This is a genomic window from Aquabacterium soli (assembly GCF_003933735.1).
GTDB lineage: Bacteria > Pseudomonadota > Gammaproteobacteria > Burkholderiales > Burkholderiaceae_C > Aquabacterium > Aquabacterium soli.
This window is the reverse complement of sequence record NZ_RSED01000006.1, coordinates 47175-61875: the sequence shown is the minus strand read 5'-3', so window position 1 is coordinate 61875 and position 14701 is coordinate 47175. Positions and strand designations below refer to the sequence as shown.

The window sequence follows — 14701 nt, the reverse complement described above, 5'->3', positions numbered from 1 at the left end:
GCACATCGGCCAGGGGGGCATCGAGCCAGCGAGTGTTGGTTATTTGAGAATGATTCTCATTCGATTCAAATGTTAGAGGGAGCCTGGCGGCAAGTCACGTTCGCCGAGAAGATGTCCTTGTTTACAAAGCGGACTATTGCAAATGAGATTAATTCCCATTACTATCCGTCTGCGTTTGCGTTGAACACCTTCCAGGAAGTGGAAAACGGGCAAGGGCTGAGCTGTGGGGACGGCGAGGCATGGCTGGTGTTTGACGCAAACGCATCTTCATTTGTGCGTCCGCTTCTGAGCATCTGCCAGTACAGCGTGACGTAATTCGCATGCCCCTGTCGGCCGCCGTGTCTAGAAGGACGAGGCAGGCTGCAAACGGCGGCTTGGACAGGCGGGTACCGGGCACACGCAAGCCCGGTCCGGGCGCACCACCTGCGCCTCGGTGCCCATTGATCGGCAGGAATCATCGAAGGCGCGGCCGTGGTGGCCCGCGCCTTTGCTTTTTCAGCTGGCGCGCAGGCGCGTTGGGCTCTTCTTCCCGCGGCCCAGTCCCGCCTGCTTGGCGATGAATTTCAGGAACACCCACAGTGCCATCTCCCCGGGCTTGGGGGCTTCGCCCTGGCCGATGCGCTTGAGCTGGCCGGTGTACCAGGTCACCTCCATCAGGCCCATCTTGTCGATGAAGCCGATGCCGGTCTTGATGGGCTTGACGGTGTGCACGGGATCCTGGCCTGCCAGCAGGCGGCGGGGCAGGTCAGGCTCGAGGGCCAGCGAACGTGCCAGACCCACGAAATCCACCGCGCCAGATTCGATGGCCTCTGCCATGCCGGCCGCCGATCGGAACCCGCCCGTCACCACCAGAGGCACCTTCACGGCCTGACGGGCTTTTTCCGCGAACGCCAGGAAGTAGGCTTCGCGCTGGCGCGTGCTGTCCTTGGCGGGCGCGGCCTTCTTGTCCTTCACCCCCGTCATCGCGGGCGCTTCATAGGTGCCACCAGAGATCTCGACCAGGTCGATGCCTTCGGCTTCCAGCGCGCGGATCACATCCAGCGATTCATCTTCGGTGAAGCCGCCACGCTGGAAATCCGCCGAGTTCAGCTTGATGCCGATCGGGAACTGCGGGCCCACGGCTGCACGCATCGCGCGCAGCGCCTCGATCACGAAGCGGCGGCGGTTCTCGGCATTGCCGCCCCACTGGTCGGTGCGGCGGTTGTGGTGCGGCGACAGGAACTGGCTGACCAGGTAGCCGTGTGCGCCGTGGATCTGCACACCGCTGAAGCCGGCCTGCTTGACGACACCGGCGGCGCGGCCGTAACGACCGATCAGGTCGAGGATCTCGGACTCGGTCAGCTCGCGCGGGGTTGAGAAGAACGCCGCCATGTCGGGCCTGAAGGGCACCGCTGATGGCGACACCGTTTCCTTGTTGAGCCCCTTGGGTGCCTGCTTGCCCGGGTGGTTGAGCTGAACCCAGCATTGCGTGCCGTGGCGCGTGCCGGCTTCTGCCCAGGCCTTGAGCGCAGGCAGGTCTCGGTCATCCTCGATCACCACATTGCCCGGCTCGCCGAGCGCACGCCGGTCGATCATCACATTGCCCGTGACACACAGGCCGATACCGCCATCGGCCCAGGCGCCGTAGAGGTGTGCAAGCTCCGGGGTGGGCGCGCGTTCGCGCGTGCCCAGCGCTTCGCTCATGGCCGACTTGACCAGCCGGTTCTTGATCTGGATGCCATTGGGCAGGGTGAACACTTGTGACAAACGGGCCTGCGGTGTCATCGGTGAGTTCTCCATGGCGGGTGGTGACGGGAGTCGCCATTGGACACCAAAAGCAAGGGCAAGCCCTCTGATGGGTGCCCCGCCTCGGTGCAAACCGCCTCCCTGGCCTGTTCATTGGCGAAAATCTTTGATGTCCACGGGCTACAAACCTGTGCAACGGCTGGTTTTCAGAGGGAAGTGGCATTACCATCGTGGGCGCTGGACCCGTGAGGAACGTTTGCGCATGCAGCCAACGCCCGCGGTCCGCTGTTCAGATCTGACGACTTCGATGGAGTGAATTCACATGGCAACTGCGAAGAAGGCCCCGGCCAAGAAGGCTGCGGCGAAGAAGGCTCCCGCCACCAAAGTGGCTGCCGACAAGGCAGCTCCCGTCAAGAAGGCCGCTGTGAAGAAGGTCGCTGCAAAGCGCACCCCTAACGCGGCCTTCATGAAGGCATTGACCCCCAGCCCGGCACTGGCCGCCGTCATCGGCGCTGCTCCGCTGCCGCGCACCGAGGTCACCAAGAAGGTGTGGGAATACATCAAGAAGCACAACCTGCAAGATGCCGCCAACAAGCGCAACATCAATGCAGACGACAAGCTGAAGGCGATCTTCAAGAAGCCTCAAGTGTCGATGTTCGAAATGACCAAGCTCATCAGCGACCAGCTCAGCTGATCGTTGGGCCTGGCCCGTGCGAACCAACCCGGCTTCGGCCGGGTTTTTTGTTTTTGAAGCAAGCCAAGGACCAGTCCCAGGCAGACAGCCCCCAATTGCGTCGCATATTGAGCACAGCTCTGCGAGCAAATCCAGCGCGACACTGCTACGCTGTCCTCCAAGAAGTTCTGTTTTCCCGGATCGAGTCTCACGCATGAACAACCCCAAGGAACTGCTGGCCCGCAACTTCCCCACCGCCGTCCAGGACGCGCGCCTGGCGGCCAAGCCCTCGCTGTACGACGGCCCCGACAGCAGCTACGACCTGGCCTTCGCCGACCCGGATTTCCTGCTGCACCCCGAGCTGCGGCCCGTGCGCATGCAGCTCGAGCTGCTCAAGCCCGAGCTGGTGCAGCGCGAAGAGAACATCCAATCCACCATCGTGATGTTCGGCAGTGCCCGCATCCTGTCGGGCGAAGACGCGCAGGCAAGGCTCGATGCCGCTGGCGACCTTCCGGCCGGCGAAGCCCGCGACCTGGCCGTGCGCAGGGCCCAACGCCAGCTCGACATGTCGCGCTATTACGAAGAGGCGCGCAGCTTCGCCAGCATGGTGACCAACCACTCAGCGCAGCTGGATACGCCCATCTACGTGGTCACCGGCGGCGGCCCCGGCATCATGGAAGCGGGCAACCGCGGTGCCTTCGAGGTCGGCGGCAAGAGCATTGGCCTGAACATCGTGCTGCCGCACGAGCAGGAGCCCAACCCCTACATCACGCCGCGCTTGTGCTTCCAGTTCCACTACTTCGCGCTGCGCAAGATGCACTTCCTGATGCGCTCGGTGGCCCTGATCGCCTTCCCGGGCGGTTTCGGCACACTCGATGAGCTGTTCGAAGCGCTCACGCTGATGCAGACCGGCAAGTGCCGCAAGCGTCCGGTGCTGCTGTTCGGTCGTGAGTTCTGGACCAAGCTGATCGACATCGACCACCTGGTCGACACAGGCATGATCAGCCCCGACGACATCCATCTCTTCCGCTACGTCGAGACCGCCCAGGAAGCCTGGGACACGCTGCGCAACGAGTACGGCCTGGCGCAGCCCCCCCAGGATTCGGCCTGCGGCTGGTAGCCAAAGCTGCCCCTTGAGGAGACGCCCATGACCCAGCGCATCCGACTCATCGGCGTACCCACCGATGTGGGGGCCAGCATGCTGGGCGCTGTGATGGGCCCCGAGGCCTTGCGCGTCGCCGGCCTCACGGCAGCCCTGGCGCGCCAGGGCCTGGTGGTGCTGGACGACGGCAACCTGGCCGGCCCACCCAATCAGCAACTGGATCCGGTGCAGGGCTACCGCCACCTGCCCGAGGTCGTCACCTGGAACCAGGTGGTGCACCAGGCGGTGGGCCAGGCCTTGGCCCAGGGCGAGATCCCGATGATGCTCGGTGGCGACCACTGCCTGGCCATCGGCTCCATCGGTGCCGTGGCCCAGCATTGCCACCGCGCCGGCAAGCACCTGAGGGTGCTGTGGTTCGACGCGCATGCCGATTTCAACACGCCCGAGATCACGCCCAGCGGCAACCTGCACGGCATGCCGGTGGCGGTGCTGTGCGGCCATGGGCCCGAGGCCCTGGTCGACATCGCCTCGGTCGATGGCCGGCCGGCGCTCACACCCGACGCCCTGCGCATGATCGGCATCCGCAGCGTGGACCCGGGCGAGCGCGCCTTCGTGCATTCGCAGCAGATCGAGGTCTACGACATGCGCTATGTGGATGAGCACGGCATGCGGGCCGTGATGCAGCAGGCGCTGATGGGCGTCGAACCGGGCACGCACCACCTGCACCTGAGCTTCGATGTGGACGGGCTGGATCCGGACATCGCGCCCGGCGTGGGCACCCCCGTGCGCGGCGGGCCCACCTACCGAGAAGCCCAGCTGTGCATGGAAATGATCGCGGACACCGGTGCGCTGGGCTCGCTGGACGTGGTCGAGCTCAACCCCGCGCGGGATGTGCAGAACCGCACGGCCGAACTGGTGGTGGACCTGGTCGAAAGCCTGTTCGGCAAATCCACCCTGATGCGCCCGAGCGTCTCAAACGTCTGAAACACGAGGGCAGGGCAAGCCCGACTCAATGTCGTGGCATGCCGGCCGATAAACAGCCATGAGTCTCCCAGGCAAGAATGCTCTCATCCTGACTGGTGGTGGTGCCCGGGCCGCCTACCAGGTCGGCGTGCTCCAGGCACTGATGCTGATTCGCCGCGACAGCGGCGAGGTGCAGCGGGGCAACCCTTTCCGGATCATGTGTGGCACGTCGGCAGGGGCGCTCAATGCCACCGCCCTGGCCTCGCGCGCGGATCACTTCGAGGTGGCCGTGCGGCACATGGCCGAGCTCTGGCGCGAAATGCACAGCGAGCAGGTTTACCGGGCCGATTCGCTGGGCGTGATCCGCAGCGGGGCGCAGTGGATCACGCTGTTCTCGCTGGGCTGGGCCCTGGCCCGCTGGCGCCGCGCGCGCCCCCGCTCATTGCTGGACAACGAACCGCTGCGTGAACTGCTGGGTGATTCCTTCAAGATCAGCCGCATGCGCAAGCTGATGGAAGACGGCGTGCTCGATGCCGTGGCCGTGTCCGCCTCCAGCTACACCACGGGTGAGCACGTCACCTTCTATGACGCCTTCCCGCCCATCGACCCCTGGTCGCGCTCGCAGCGCACCGCGGTGCGCGCAGACCTGACGATGGACCACCTGATGGCTTCCAGCGCCATCCCCTTCGTGTTCCCGGCCGTGAAGCTCGATGCGGGCGGCCGCCAGCACTATTTCGGTGATGGCTCCATGCGCCAGGCCGCGCCCATCTCGCCGGCCGTGCACCTGGGCGCCGACCGCATCCTGGTGGTGGGCGCCGGCCGCCTGCAAGAGCCCACGCAACCGCGCGACGCGATCGTGGAATATCCCAACCTGGCGCAGATCGCAGGCCACGCCATGTCCAGCATCTTCCTGGACGCGCTGGCCGTGGACATCGAGCGCCTGCAGCGCATCAACCGCACGATCGACCTGCTCCCGCCCGAGGCCCGCGCCCAGACGCCGCTGCGCAAGGTCGATATCCTCGTGATCGCGCCCTCGCAGCGCATCGACGACATCGCCGCCCGACACCTGTGGGCCTTGCCGCCGGCCGTGCGCGCCATGCTGCGCGCCCTGGGGGTGTACGGACGCGGCAAGACCGCCCGCGGCACGGCCCTGGCCAGCTACCTGCTGTTCGAATCCTCGTTCACGCGTGAGCTGATCCACCTGGGCTTCACCGATGCTTTGGCCAAGCGAGATGAGGTGTGCGCCTTCTTTGGCTGGGGGCCGCAGCCCGAAGGCCATGACGATGGCCGCAAGGTCAGCCTGCCTTTCAAGGTGGACCAGGCAGTTCGTCCCGCGGATGAGCCCGCCCTCGCCACCGAATCCACCGCGGCACCCTCGCCGCACCGAAGCCCCTATGCAAACCCGCCCGAGCGTGGTAGCATGGAGAGCTTCGCACTTTGATGGGCTCGCTTTTCCATTGCCTGCATTGAGGACTCAGTGTTCACAATGCCTGGTGGTGGGCAGGCCATGTTGAGGGCGAAGGTTCATTTCAATTTCGACTGAAAGGTCTCAACATGTACGCGGTCATAAAAACCGGCGGCAAACAATACAAAGTTGCTGCTGGCGAAAAGATCAAAGTAGAACAGATTACTGCGGACGTTGGCCAAGAGATCGTGATCGACCAGGTTCTGGCTGTCGGCAACGGCGCAGAACTGAAGATCGGCACGCCCTTGGTGGCTGGCGCTACGGTGAAGGCAACTGTTCTGTCGCAAGGTCGGCACGACAAGGTGCGCATTTTCAAGATGCGCCGTCGTAAGCACTACCAAAAGCGTCAGGGTCATCGTCAGAACTACACAGAGCTGCAAATCAGCTCCGTGAACGGCTGATCGATCCTCACAACCTCTAGCCAGTCCCAAGGAGCAGATCCATGGCACAGAAAAAAGGCGGCGGTTCCACACGGAACGGCCGCGATTCCCAACCGAAGATGCTCGGCGTGAAGGTGTTCGGCGGCCAAGTCGTGCCCGCCGGCTCCATCATCGTGCGCCAGCGTGGCACCCGTTTCCATGCCGGCACCAACGTCGGCATGGGCCGCGACCACAGCCTGTTCGCCCTGGTTGACGGCACCGTGTCGTTCACCATCAAGGGTGCACAGAACCGCAAGACCGTGGTCGTGACCCCGGTCTGAGCTGTTCAGCACAGTAGCCGTGCCGCCCTTCGGGGTGGCGTGAGGCTTGAAGCCCCGGCTTGCCGGGGCTTTTGCATTTATGCTTTTCGCAGGTCTGCGGATCGATCCCGCGACGGACACACAAGGACACCAGCCCCATGAGATTTGTCGATGAAGCCACCATTGATGTGGCCGCAGGCAATGGCGGCAGCGGCTGCATCAGCTTCCGTCGCGAGAAGTTCATCCCCTTCGGCGGCCCCAATGGGGGCGACGGCGGGCGCGGCGGCCATGTCTATGTCGTGGCCGACCGCAACATCAACACCCTGATCGACTACCGCTATGCGCGCCGCCATGAGGCGCGCAACGGCGAGCAGGGCCGGGGCTCCGACCAGTACGGTGCCGCGGGTCCTGACATCGTCCTGCGCATGCCCGTGGGCACCATCATCCGCAACTTCGAAACCGGCGAAGTGATGATGGAACTGCTGGAGCACGGCGAGCAGCGCCTGCTGGCCAAGGGCGGTGATGGTGGCTTCGGCAACCTCCACTACAAGACGGCCACCAACCGCGCGCCCCGCAAGAAGACGCCCGGCTGGCCTGGCGAGCTCTTCAAGATCAAGCTGGAACTGCGCGTGCTGGCCGATGTCGGCCTGCTGGGGATGCCCAATGCGGGCAAGTCCACCCTGATCTCGGCCATCTCCAATGCGCGTCCGAAGATCGCGGATTACCCCTTCACCACCTTGCACCCGAACCTGGGCGTGGTGCGCGTGGGCCCCGAGAAGAGCTTCGTGGTGGCCGACATCCCAGGCCTGATCGAAGGCGCTTCCGAAGGCGCTGGCCTGGGCCATCTGTTCCTGCGCCACCTGCAACGCACGCGCGTGCTGCTGCACGTGGTCGACCTGGCGCCGTTCGATGAGGGCGTGGACCCGGTCAAGCAGGCCAAGGCCATCGTCAAGGAACTCAAGATCTACGACGAAGCGCTGTTCAACAAGCCGCGCTGGCTGGTGCTCAACAAGCTGGACATGATCCCGGCCGAAGAGCGCGTGGCCAAGGTGGTGAACTTCGTCAAGCGTTATGGCTGGAAGGGCCCGGTCTACCAGATCTCGGCGCTCACGCGCGAGGGCTGCGAACACCTGGTGCAGTCCATCTACCAGCACGTGGCCTCCATGCAGGAGCACCACGAAGAGGTCGACATCCGCTTCGATGCCGAAGGCGAGCTGGGCGACGGCGATGCCGCCAGGCCCACCGTGGCTTCGCGTGCCTCGGCCATCGAGAACGAAGCCTTCGAAGCCCTGGTCGCCGTGAAGCAGGACGATCACGAAGATCGGGCCCCCGCTCCGGCGCGCCGCAAGCCTGCAGCGAAGAAGGTGGCCAAGAAGGCTGCGGCGAAAAAGGTGGCTGCCGATAAGGTCCCCGCCAAGACCGTTTCTGCCAAGAAGGCTCCAGCCAAGAAGGCCGCCGTGAAAACCGCTGGCAAGACCTCTGGAAAGACCACCGGCAAGAAGGGTGAGTTCGAAGACGAAGCCTACGTGCCGCAGGTCGACGACCCGCGCTTCCGCTGAGCCGCCGCTGAGCCATACACCCTCTGCCTTCCATCGACCCACCCGCGCCACTGTGCCCGCCACGCCATGAACGAAGTGCTGAAAAACGCCCGCCGCATCGTCGTCAAGGTGGGCTCCAGCCTGGTCACCAACGAAGGCAAGGGCGTCGATGCCGAAGCCATCGGCACCTGGTGCCGGCAGATGGCCGCGCTGGCGCGTGATGGGCGCGAGGTGATCATGGTGTCCAGTGGCGCCATCGCCGAGGGCATGAAGCGCCTGGGCTGGGCCACCCGTCCCAAGGAAATCCACGAGCTGCAGGCCGCGGCGGCCGTGGGCCAGATGGGCCTGGCGCAGATGTACGAGACCAAGCTGCGCGAGCACGGCATGGGCAGTGCCCAGGTGCTGCTCACGCACGCCGACCTGGCCGACCGCGAGCGTTATCTCAATGCCCGCTCCACGCTGCTGGCGCTGCTGTCGCACCAGGTGGTGCCGGTCATCAACGAGAACGACACCGTCGTCACCGACGAGATCAAGTTCGGCGACAACGACACCCTGGGCGCCCTGGTGGCCAACCTGGTCGAAGCCGACGCCCTGGTCATCCTGACCGACCAGAAGGGCCTGTACAGCGCCGATCCGCGCAAGGACCCGGAGGCCCGCTTCATTGATGTGTGTGCCGCGGGTGATCCGGCGCTGGAGCAGATGGCCGGTGGCGCTGGCTCGCGCGTGGGCACGGGCGGCATGATCACCAAGGTGCTGGCCGCCAAGCGTGCGGCGCGCAGCGGTGCCAGCACCGTGATCGCCTGGGGCCGCGAGCCCGACGTGCTGGTGCGCCTGTCGCAGGGCGAATCCATCGGCTCGCTGTTCGTGGCCGGCACGGCCAAGTTCACTGCCCGCAAGCAGTGGATGGCCGATCACCTGCAACTGCGCGGCGTGGTTGTGATCGACGATGGCGCCGTGGCCAAGCTGCGTGATGAAGGCAAGAGCCTGTTGCCCATCGGCGTGGTCGAGGTGCAGGGCGAGTTCCACCGCGGCGATGTGGTCGCCGTGCGCAACCTGCAGGGGCACGATGTGGCGCGCGGGCTGGCCAACTACGCCAGCAGCGAGGCCCGCCTGATCGCCCGCAAGCCCTCCAGCGAGATCGAAGGCATCCTGGGCTTCATCATCGAGCCAGCCTTGATCCATCGGGACAACCTGGTGCTGATGGACTGATCGACTGGGCGCGGCAGGTAGCGCGTCGGCCACAGGCGGTGGTTTCCGCCATGGTGGCTTTTGGCCCGATCATGCCTAATCTGCGCATCGGTCCGGCCTCGCGTGTTGCCGATGGGCGCGGCTGGCGCTCTTGCGACGGGCCGGCCTTGTCATCCAGAGGGAGCAGTCAATGGCGCAGAACGAGACAGTGAAGTACGACGTGGCCGTGATCCACGAGTTCGCGGAAGAGCTCTACCGCAAGTCCGCGCGGCGTGAGAAGCAGGGTGTGATCCTGGGCTTCCTGTTCGGGTTGGTGCTGGCGGTCAGCCTGGTCAGTGCGGCCTCGCTCGACACCCAGCTCGGCCGCTGGCCTGCCGTGGTCATCAGCGTGGTGGTGGTGGCCGTCTGTACCTGGTTCGGCATGAAGCTGGGGCTGGACGCGGGGCTGCGCCTCCGGTTGCAAGCCCAGTTGGCGTTGTGCCAGGCCGCGATCGAGCAAAACACGCGGCAAGGCCGCTGAAGCTCTGACTGTGCGTGTGGCCGAGGCAGAGGTCTGGGTGGGGCGTGGACGATGCCAGCCCCTGAGGCTCACTTCAACTCGGCAGACGACTTGCCCAGCAGCCGCCGCGCGATGATCAGCAACTGGATCTGCTGCGTGCCTTCGAAAATGTCCAGGATCTTCGCGTCACGCGACCACTTCTCCAGCAGCGCGTTCTCGGTGTAGCCGACGCTGCCGGCCAGCTCGACGCACTTCAAGGCCACGTCCACGCAGGTGCGGCCGGCCTTGGCCTTGGCCAGCGAGGCCTGCAGCGAGTTGGGCTGAGCGTTGTCGGCCATCCAGGCGGCCTGCATGGTCAGCAGGCGCGCGGCCTCGTAGTCGGCCTGCATGCGCACGAACTCAGAAGCGGCGGCGCTCTGTCGGTGCAGCGGGCGGTTGTAGTCGGGCGACAGGCCGGCTTCTTTCAGGATGCGGCCCATTTCCTCGATGCAGGCGCGCGTCAGGCCCACGGCCATGGCGGCCACCAGGGGGCGCGTGTTGTCGAAGGTCTGCATCACCCCGGCAAAACTCTTCTCGGGGTTGATGTCAGGGTCACCCAACAGGTTGGCCTTGGGCACGCGGCAATCGGTCAGCACGAAGGCGGCCGTGTCAGAGGCACGGATGCCCAGCTTGTGTTCCAGGCGTACCAGCTCGAAACCCGGAGTGCCCTTTTCGACCACGAAGGACTTGATCGCGGCGCGGCCCAGGCTCTTGTCCAGCGTGGCCCACACGACGACCAGGTCGGCGCGGTCACCTGCGGTCACGTAGATCTTCTCGCCATTGAGCACGTAGTGGTCGCCCTCCAGGCGGGCCGTGGTGCGGATGGCGGCGGAATCAGAGCCGCAGCCCGGCTCCGTGATGGCCATGGCCGCCCAGCGGCCTTTGAAGCGCGCGAGCTGCTCTTCATTGGCCACCGAGGCGATGGCCGAGTTGCCCAGCCCCTGGCGAGGCATGGACAGCAGCATGCCCACATCGCCCCAGCACAGCTCCATGATGGACAGTGCCGTGGACAGGTTGGTGCCGTTGCGGTTGACGCCATCGGCGCCCGCGTTGGCATCGCGACGAACGCCGGTGGCCCCGGTGCCACCGACCTCGCTGTTGCCTTCGTTCATGCCGTCGATCACCGCGGCCAGCATGTCGAGCTCCACCGGGCGTGCGTGTTCCGCCCGGTCGTACTTGCGCGAAATGGGGCGCAGCACCTCACCGGCCACTTCCTGCGCCTGGCGCACCAGGGCGTTGAACTTGCGTGGAATCTCAAGATTGATCATGTTTGTCACTCGTCTCAGTAAGTCAGCCGATTCGATCAAGCAAACACCCAGGATCTGGCTTTGCCAGTCCTCAGGTGTTGCCCCCCGGGGGGGCGCGCGAAGCGCGCAGGGGGTTAGATCAGAACCCCGCCTTCCATGACACCAACGGCGCGCAAGTCGCGGTACCAGCGCTCCACCGGGTGGTCCTTCACGAACCCATGGCCACCCAGCAGTTGCACGCTGTCACTGCCAATCTGCGCGGCCTTGTCTGCGCACAGGCGGCGGGCCAGGGCGGCGGCTTCAGCGAAGGGTTGGTCGGCATCCGCCAGGCTGGCCGCGCGCCAGGTCAGCAGGCGCATGCCGTCCAGTTCGATGGCGATGTTGGAGATCGCGAAGGCGACCGATTGCCGGTGGCTGATCGGCTCGCCGAAGGCCTGGCGGTCGTTGACATAAGGGATCAGGTAATCCAGCGCGGCCTGTGCACAGCCGGTGGCCAGGGCACACCAGGCCAGGCGCGACAGCTGGATGCACTCGGCGTAGACCTCGGGGCGCCCCTCGCCCAGCAGGGCGGTGGCGGGCACGCTGGCGCGGTCCAGCACCAGGCGGGCACAGGCGGCGGCGCGCAGGCCCATGGACACGTCTTCCTCGATGGCCAGGCCGGCTGTGGACGATTCCACCAGCAGCAGGCCGGGGCCGTGGCCCTCGATCTCGGCGGCCACGATGAACAGCTCGGCCGTGGCGGCCAGCGGCACCATGGACTTGACGCCGGAGATCTCGTAGCGGCCGTTCACCAGGCGTGCCCGTGTCTGCAGGCTGAAGGGGTCGAACAAAGGCGTGGGCTCCTGCACAGCCAGGGCTGCGGGTGGCGGGGTGTCGGCCGCAAAGGCGCCCAGGTAGGTGGCCTGCTGCTCAGCCGTGCCCCACAGCACCAGGGCCGTGCTCACGGCCGATGGCGCCAGGCAGGCCACGGCCAGGCCCATGTCGCCATGGGCCAGCGCTTCGCTGATCAGGGCATTGGTGATGGCCGATCGCTCGGTGCCCACGCCGCCGAGCGATTCGGGGATGCCCATGGTGGTGATGCCCAGCTCGGCGCACTGGGCCAGCAGTGCGGCCGGAGCGCCGTAGGCGGTGTCGGCGGCCATGGCGGCCGGGCGCACCTGCTCGGTGGCGAACACGCGGATCGCGTCCAGGATCATGGCCTGGTCGTCGGTAGGCGTGAGGTCGAACAGCTCACCGCCGCCGCGCTTGGGCAGGCGCTCGGGCTGGCCCAGGTTCTTGATCGCCTTGAAGGCGCGGTTCACGGCCGTCACGGTGCGAAACCCCGCCTTGGTGCCGTGGTAGAGCACTTTCTCGGTGGGTTTGCGCAGGTGCAGGCGGTCCAGGCTGGGCGAGCCGGCCATCTGGCTCAGCGTGCGCAGTCCAAGTCGGGTGAGGGAGGTGGCCATGGTTTGTCTCTTCCTTCTTGTGTGGGATGTGATCAGCGGCGGGTGCGTGTCTTGAGCATGGCCCACACGGCGGCATGTGTGGCCAGGCCGATGCCCCAGCCCCAGGCCACCCACTTGACCCACTGCACGTCGGGTGTCGCATCCTGGTTCAGGGCCCACAGGCCCCCGACCACCAACACGTACACCAGCGCGTGGATCATCACGCTCATCTGCAAACCAGCCATTGCTCACTCCTTGTGGTCCGGGTGCCAACACCCGGTGCGGGGCGGATTTCACACCCGCTGGTCCCTTGTGTCATGGCGCACGGTCCATTCATGGCGAGTCGCCGCCAGACAACCGGACGATCGCGATCAAATCCCCCCTGTCTTGGGGCACAGTCACGCCATGGATTCCTTGAGCGAAGTGCTGGCCGATGTGCGCATCCGTGATGCGCTGTTCGTGCGCACCCAGCTGGCAGGGCAGGGGGCGCTGCGGGTGGGGCAGGCCGATCAGCCTTGCTTTCACCTGGTGACCGCGGGCCGGGTCTGGCTGCATCCGGCGCCGGGGGAGCCTTCCGTGCCTTTGCAATCGGGCGATGTGGCCTTCCTGCCCCGGGGCGGTCCCCACGTGCTGAGCGCGCAACCGGTGCTCACGAGCGCATCGGTGGACACTGCCGATCTGCTGCGGCACTGGCGCGAACTCACCGAGGCCAGCGCCGCCACGGTGGCCTGCGGCGGCGCACCCGGCGGGGCCTGGAGCGGCCGCACCATCAGCGGCTGCATGCACATCGAGGGGGTGACCGAGGCCTGGCTCTGGGGCGGCTTGCCGCCCTGGCTCACACTGCAATGGGGCGGGCGTGGCCTGCCAGGTTGGCTGATGATCGGACTGGCCTACCTGGACCAGGAACTGGGGCGTGAAGGCCTGGCCCGGCAGGCCGTGATCGACCGTCTGGGCGATATCCTGTTCATCCAGAGCCTGCGCTCCTACCTGCACGGCCCGGGCGCAGTGCCGCCCGGCTGGCTGATGGGGTTGAAGGACGGGATGGTCTCGCGTGTGCTGGGCGTCATGCACCGCGAGCCCGCGCGCCCCTGGCAACTGGCTGAGCTGGCCCTGGTGGGCTGCGTGTCGAGATCGGTGCTGGCCGAGCGCTTCACCCAGGTGATGGGCCTGCCGCCCCTGGCCTACCTGACCAGCCACCGCATGCAGGTGGCCGGACGCCGCCTGCTGCAATCGCCAGCGTCGGTGGCCGAGGTGGCCGCGTCGGTCGGCTACCGATCTTCAGCCGCTTTTGCGCAGGCGTTCAAGCGCGAGTTCGGCTGCTCGCCGCGCGAGCACCGCGCGGCCCGCTGTCAGCCCTGAGGCGAGGGCGCTGCACCCCAGATGTCCACCTCAAGCAGCTCGACCGTGGTCGTGGAGATGATGGTGGCGGCCCCGCCTGTGACCGCCACGCCCATGCGAGCGTCACCATCCCGATCACGTGCTTGCGGCGGCCCTGATGCATCGTCGGGCCCGTGCGAACCCGGGCCGGTGCGCCCGCGCATGTTGCCGCGAAGGTAGCGGTTCTGCCCCTTGGGGGGCGGCAGAAAGCGCGCCAGCTCGGTCAGGGCGGTCTGGTAGACATCGCGCTTGAACTCGATCACGGCTTCCAGCGGCACCCAATACTCGTTCCAGCGCCAGGCGTCGAATTCGGGGTGGCTGGTGGCGCGCAGGTTCATGTCGCAGTCACGGCCGGTGAGCTGCAGCAGGAACCAGATCTGTTTTTGCCCACGGTAGTGCCCCCGTGCATCGCGACGAATGAAGTGCTGCGGCACCTCATAGCGAAGCCAGTCACGGGTGCGGGCGACGATGCGCACATGATCTGGCCTGAGGCCGACCTCTTCGTGCAACTCGCGGAACATCGCCTGCTCGGGCGACTCGCCATGCTTGATCCCGCCTTGCGGGAACTGCCAGGAGTGGGTGCGGATGCGCTTGCCCCAGAACACCTGGTTGCGTTGATTGAGCAGGATGATGCCGACGTTGGGGCGGAAGCCTTCACGGTCGAGCATGATCAACTCCGAATGCTTTGAACTGGGTTCATTATTGCACCTGACCGTTCTCCCGCCTAGGGGCGGGGGCAGGCAAATTGGCCCGTCTGCCCCGGGTTTGCCCCCTACAAGCCC

At 66.0% G+C, this 14701-nt stretch carries 14 protein-coding genes and 1 pseudogene; 10 read left to right on the top strand and 5 right to left on the bottom strand.

Annotated features, from left to right (window positions below; all coding sequences use genetic code 11):
* Positions 1 to 495: 495 nt before the first annotated feature.
* Complete coding sequence (locus tag EIP75_RS08960) at positions 496 to 1779, bottom strand: NADH:flavin oxidoreductase/NADH oxidase family protein (protein ID WP_199758539.1); 1284 nt, start codon at positions 1777 to 1779, stop codon at positions 496 to 498.
* A gap of 268 nt (positions 1780 to 2047) precedes the next feature.
* Here EIP75_RS08960 and EIP75_RS08955 point away from each other — a divergent pair, with 268 nt between their 5' ends.
* The 9 genes and pseudogenes from EIP75_RS08955 to EIP75_RS08915 all read left to right on the top strand — a co-directional run bounded on the left by EIP75_RS08955 (position 2048) and on the right by EIP75_RS08915 (position 9853).
* On the top strand, positions 2048 to 2419 hold the full coding sequence (locus EIP75_RS08955) for an SWIB/MDM2 domain-containing protein (protein WP_125242923.1): 372 nt from the start codon (positions 2048 to 2050) through the stop codon (positions 2417 to 2419).
* Positions 2420 to 2612: 193 nt separating this feature from the next.
* Positions 2613 to 3518, top strand: coding sequence for an LOG family protein (locus tag EIP75_RS08950; RefSeq protein WP_125242922.1), 906 nt, complete (start codon positions 2613 to 2615; stop codon positions 3516 to 3518).
* Between the two features lie 27 nt (positions 3519 to 3545).
* Positions 3546 to 4484, top strand: a complete 939-nt coding sequence (gene rocF / locus EIP75_RS08945) for an arginase (protein WP_125242921.1) — start codon at positions 3546 to 3548, stop codon at positions 4482 to 4484.
* A 58-nt stretch (positions 4485 to 4542) separates the two neighbouring features.
* On the top strand, positions 4543 to 5904 hold the full coding sequence (locus EIP75_RS08940; protein WP_125242920.1) for a patatin-like phospholipase family protein: 1362 nt from the start codon (positions 4543 to 4545) through the stop codon (positions 5902 to 5904).
* 113 nt (positions 5905 to 6017) lie between these two features.
* On the top strand, positions 6018 to 6329 hold the full coding sequence (gene rplU, locus EIP75_RS08935; RefSeq protein ID WP_125242919.1) for a 50S ribosomal protein L21: 312 nt from the start codon (positions 6018 to 6020) through the stop codon (positions 6327 to 6329).
* Between the two features lie 41 nt (positions 6330 to 6370).
* Positions 6371 to 6628 carry a 50S ribosomal protein L27 gene (gene rpmA / locus EIP75_RS08930; RefSeq protein ID WP_125242918.1) on the top strand — a complete coding sequence of 86 codons (258 nt, stop codon included), beginning with the start codon at positions 6371 to 6373 and terminating at the stop codon, positions 6626 to 6628.
* Between the two features lie 137 nt (positions 6629 to 6765).
* Positions 6766 to 7872: pseudogene (gene cgtA / locus EIP75_RS08925) on the top strand (Obg family GTPase CgtA); the annotation flags it as partial.
* Between the two features lie 360 nt (positions 7873 to 8232).
* Positions 8233 to 9354, top strand: coding sequence for a glutamate 5-kinase (gene proB, locus EIP75_RS08920; RefSeq protein WP_125242917.1), 1122 nt, complete (start codon positions 8233 to 8235; stop codon positions 9352 to 9354).
* 169 nt (positions 9355 to 9523) lie between these two features.
* Positions 9524 to 9853, top strand: a complete 330-nt coding sequence (locus EIP75_RS08915) for a hypothetical protein (protein ID WP_125242916.1) — start codon at positions 9524 to 9526, stop codon at positions 9851 to 9853.
* Positions 9854 to 9921: 68 nt separating this feature from the next.
* Here EIP75_RS08915 and EIP75_RS08910 read toward each other — a convergent pair whose 3' ends face one another.
* The 3 genes from EIP75_RS08910 to EIP75_RS08900 all read right to left on the bottom strand — a co-directional run bounded on the left by EIP75_RS08910 (position 9922) and on the right by EIP75_RS08900 (position 12787).
* Complete coding sequence (locus tag EIP75_RS08910; RefSeq protein WP_125242915.1) at positions 9922 to 11139, bottom strand: acyl-CoA dehydrogenase family protein; 1218 nt, start codon at positions 11137 to 11139, stop codon at positions 9922 to 9924.
* A 113-nt stretch (positions 11140 to 11252) separates the two neighbouring features.
* A complete protein-coding gene (locus tag EIP75_RS08905; RefSeq protein WP_125242914.1) occupies positions 11253 to 12563 on the bottom strand; it encodes an acyl-CoA dehydrogenase family protein in 1311 nt (436 codons plus the stop codon).
* Between the two features lie 32 nt (positions 12564 to 12595).
* Positions 12596 to 12787: a 2TM domain-containing protein gene (locus EIP75_RS08900; RefSeq protein ID WP_125242913.1), complete on the bottom strand. Its 192-nt coding sequence runs from the start codon at positions 12785 to 12787 to the stop codon at positions 12596 to 12598.
* 160 nt (positions 12788 to 12947) lie between these two features.
* On the opposite strand from EIP75_RS08900, the gene EIP75_RS08895 reads away from it, so the two are divergent.
* The gene (locus tag EIP75_RS08895) at positions 12948 to 13901 is read left to right on the top strand and encodes an AraC family transcriptional regulator (protein ID WP_158622788.1); all 954 of its coding nucleotides are present in this window, start codon (positions 12948 to 12950) and stop codon (positions 13899 to 13901) included.
* Here EIP75_RS08895 and EIP75_RS08890 read toward each other — a convergent pair.
* Positions 13892 to 14587: an RNA pyrophosphohydrolase gene (locus tag EIP75_RS08890; RefSeq protein WP_125242911.1), complete on the bottom strand. Its 696-nt coding sequence runs from the start codon at positions 14585 to 14587 to the stop codon at positions 13892 to 13894. The two genes, EIP75_RS08895 and EIP75_RS08890, sit on opposite strands and share 10 nt — an antisense overlap.
* Between the last annotated feature and the right edge of the window lie 114 nt (positions 14588 to 14701).

What these genes read in the sequence shown, in the direction of transcription:
- EIP75_RS08960 (WP_199758539.1), bottom strand. Translation starts at nt 1,779, where the DNA reads ATGGAGAACTCACCGATGACACCGCAGGCCCGTTTGTCACAAGTGTTC.
- EIP75_RS08955 (WP_125242923.1), top strand. Translation starts at nt 2,048, where the DNA reads ATGGCAACTGCGAAGAAGGCCCCGGCCAAGAAGGCTGCGGCGAAGAAG.
- EIP75_RS08950 (WP_125242922.1), top strand. Translation starts at nt 2,613, where the DNA reads ATGAACAACCCCAAGGAACTGCTGGCCCGCAACTTCCCCACCGCCGTC.
- rocF (WP_125242921.1), top strand. Translation starts at nt 3,546, where the DNA reads ATGACCCAGCGCATCCGACTCATCGGCGTACCCACCGATGTGGGGGCC.
- EIP75_RS08940 (WP_125242920.1), top strand. Translation starts at nt 4,543, where the DNA reads ATGAGTCTCCCAGGCAAGAATGCTCTCATCCTGACTGGTGGTGGTGCC.
- rplU (WP_125242919.1), top strand. Translation starts at nt 6,018, where the DNA reads ATGTACGCGGTCATAAAAACCGGCGGCAAACAATACAAAGTTGCTGCT.
- rpmA (WP_125242918.1), top strand. Translation starts at nt 6,371, where the DNA reads ATGGCACAGAAAAAAGGCGGCGGTTCCACACGGAACGGCCGCGATTCC.
- proB (WP_125242917.1), top strand. Translation starts at nt 8,233, where the DNA reads ATGAACGAAGTGCTGAAAAACGCCCGCCGCATCGTCGTCAAGGTGGGC.
- EIP75_RS08915 (WP_125242916.1), top strand. Translation starts at nt 9,524, where the DNA reads ATGGCGCAGAACGAGACAGTGAAGTACGACGTGGCCGTGATCCACGAG.
- EIP75_RS08910 (WP_125242915.1), bottom strand. Translation starts at nt 11,139, where the DNA reads ATGATCAATCTTGAGATTCCACGCAAGTTCAACGCCCTGGTGCGCCAG.
- EIP75_RS08905 (WP_125242914.1), bottom strand. Translation starts at nt 12,563, where the DNA reads ATGGCCACCTCCCTCACCCGACTTGGACTGCGCACGCTGAGCCAGATG.
- EIP75_RS08900 (WP_125242913.1), bottom strand. Translation starts at nt 12,787, where the DNA reads ATGGCTGGTTTGCAGATGAGCGTGATGATCCACGCGCTGGTGTACGTG.
- EIP75_RS08895 (WP_158622788.1), top strand. Translation starts at nt 12,948, where the DNA reads ATGGATTCCTTGAGCGAAGTGCTGGCCGATGTGCGCATCCGTGATGCG.
- EIP75_RS08890 (WP_125242911.1), bottom strand. Translation starts at nt 14,587, where the DNA reads ATGCTCGACCGTGAAGGCTTCCGCCCCAACGTCGGCATCATCCTGCTC.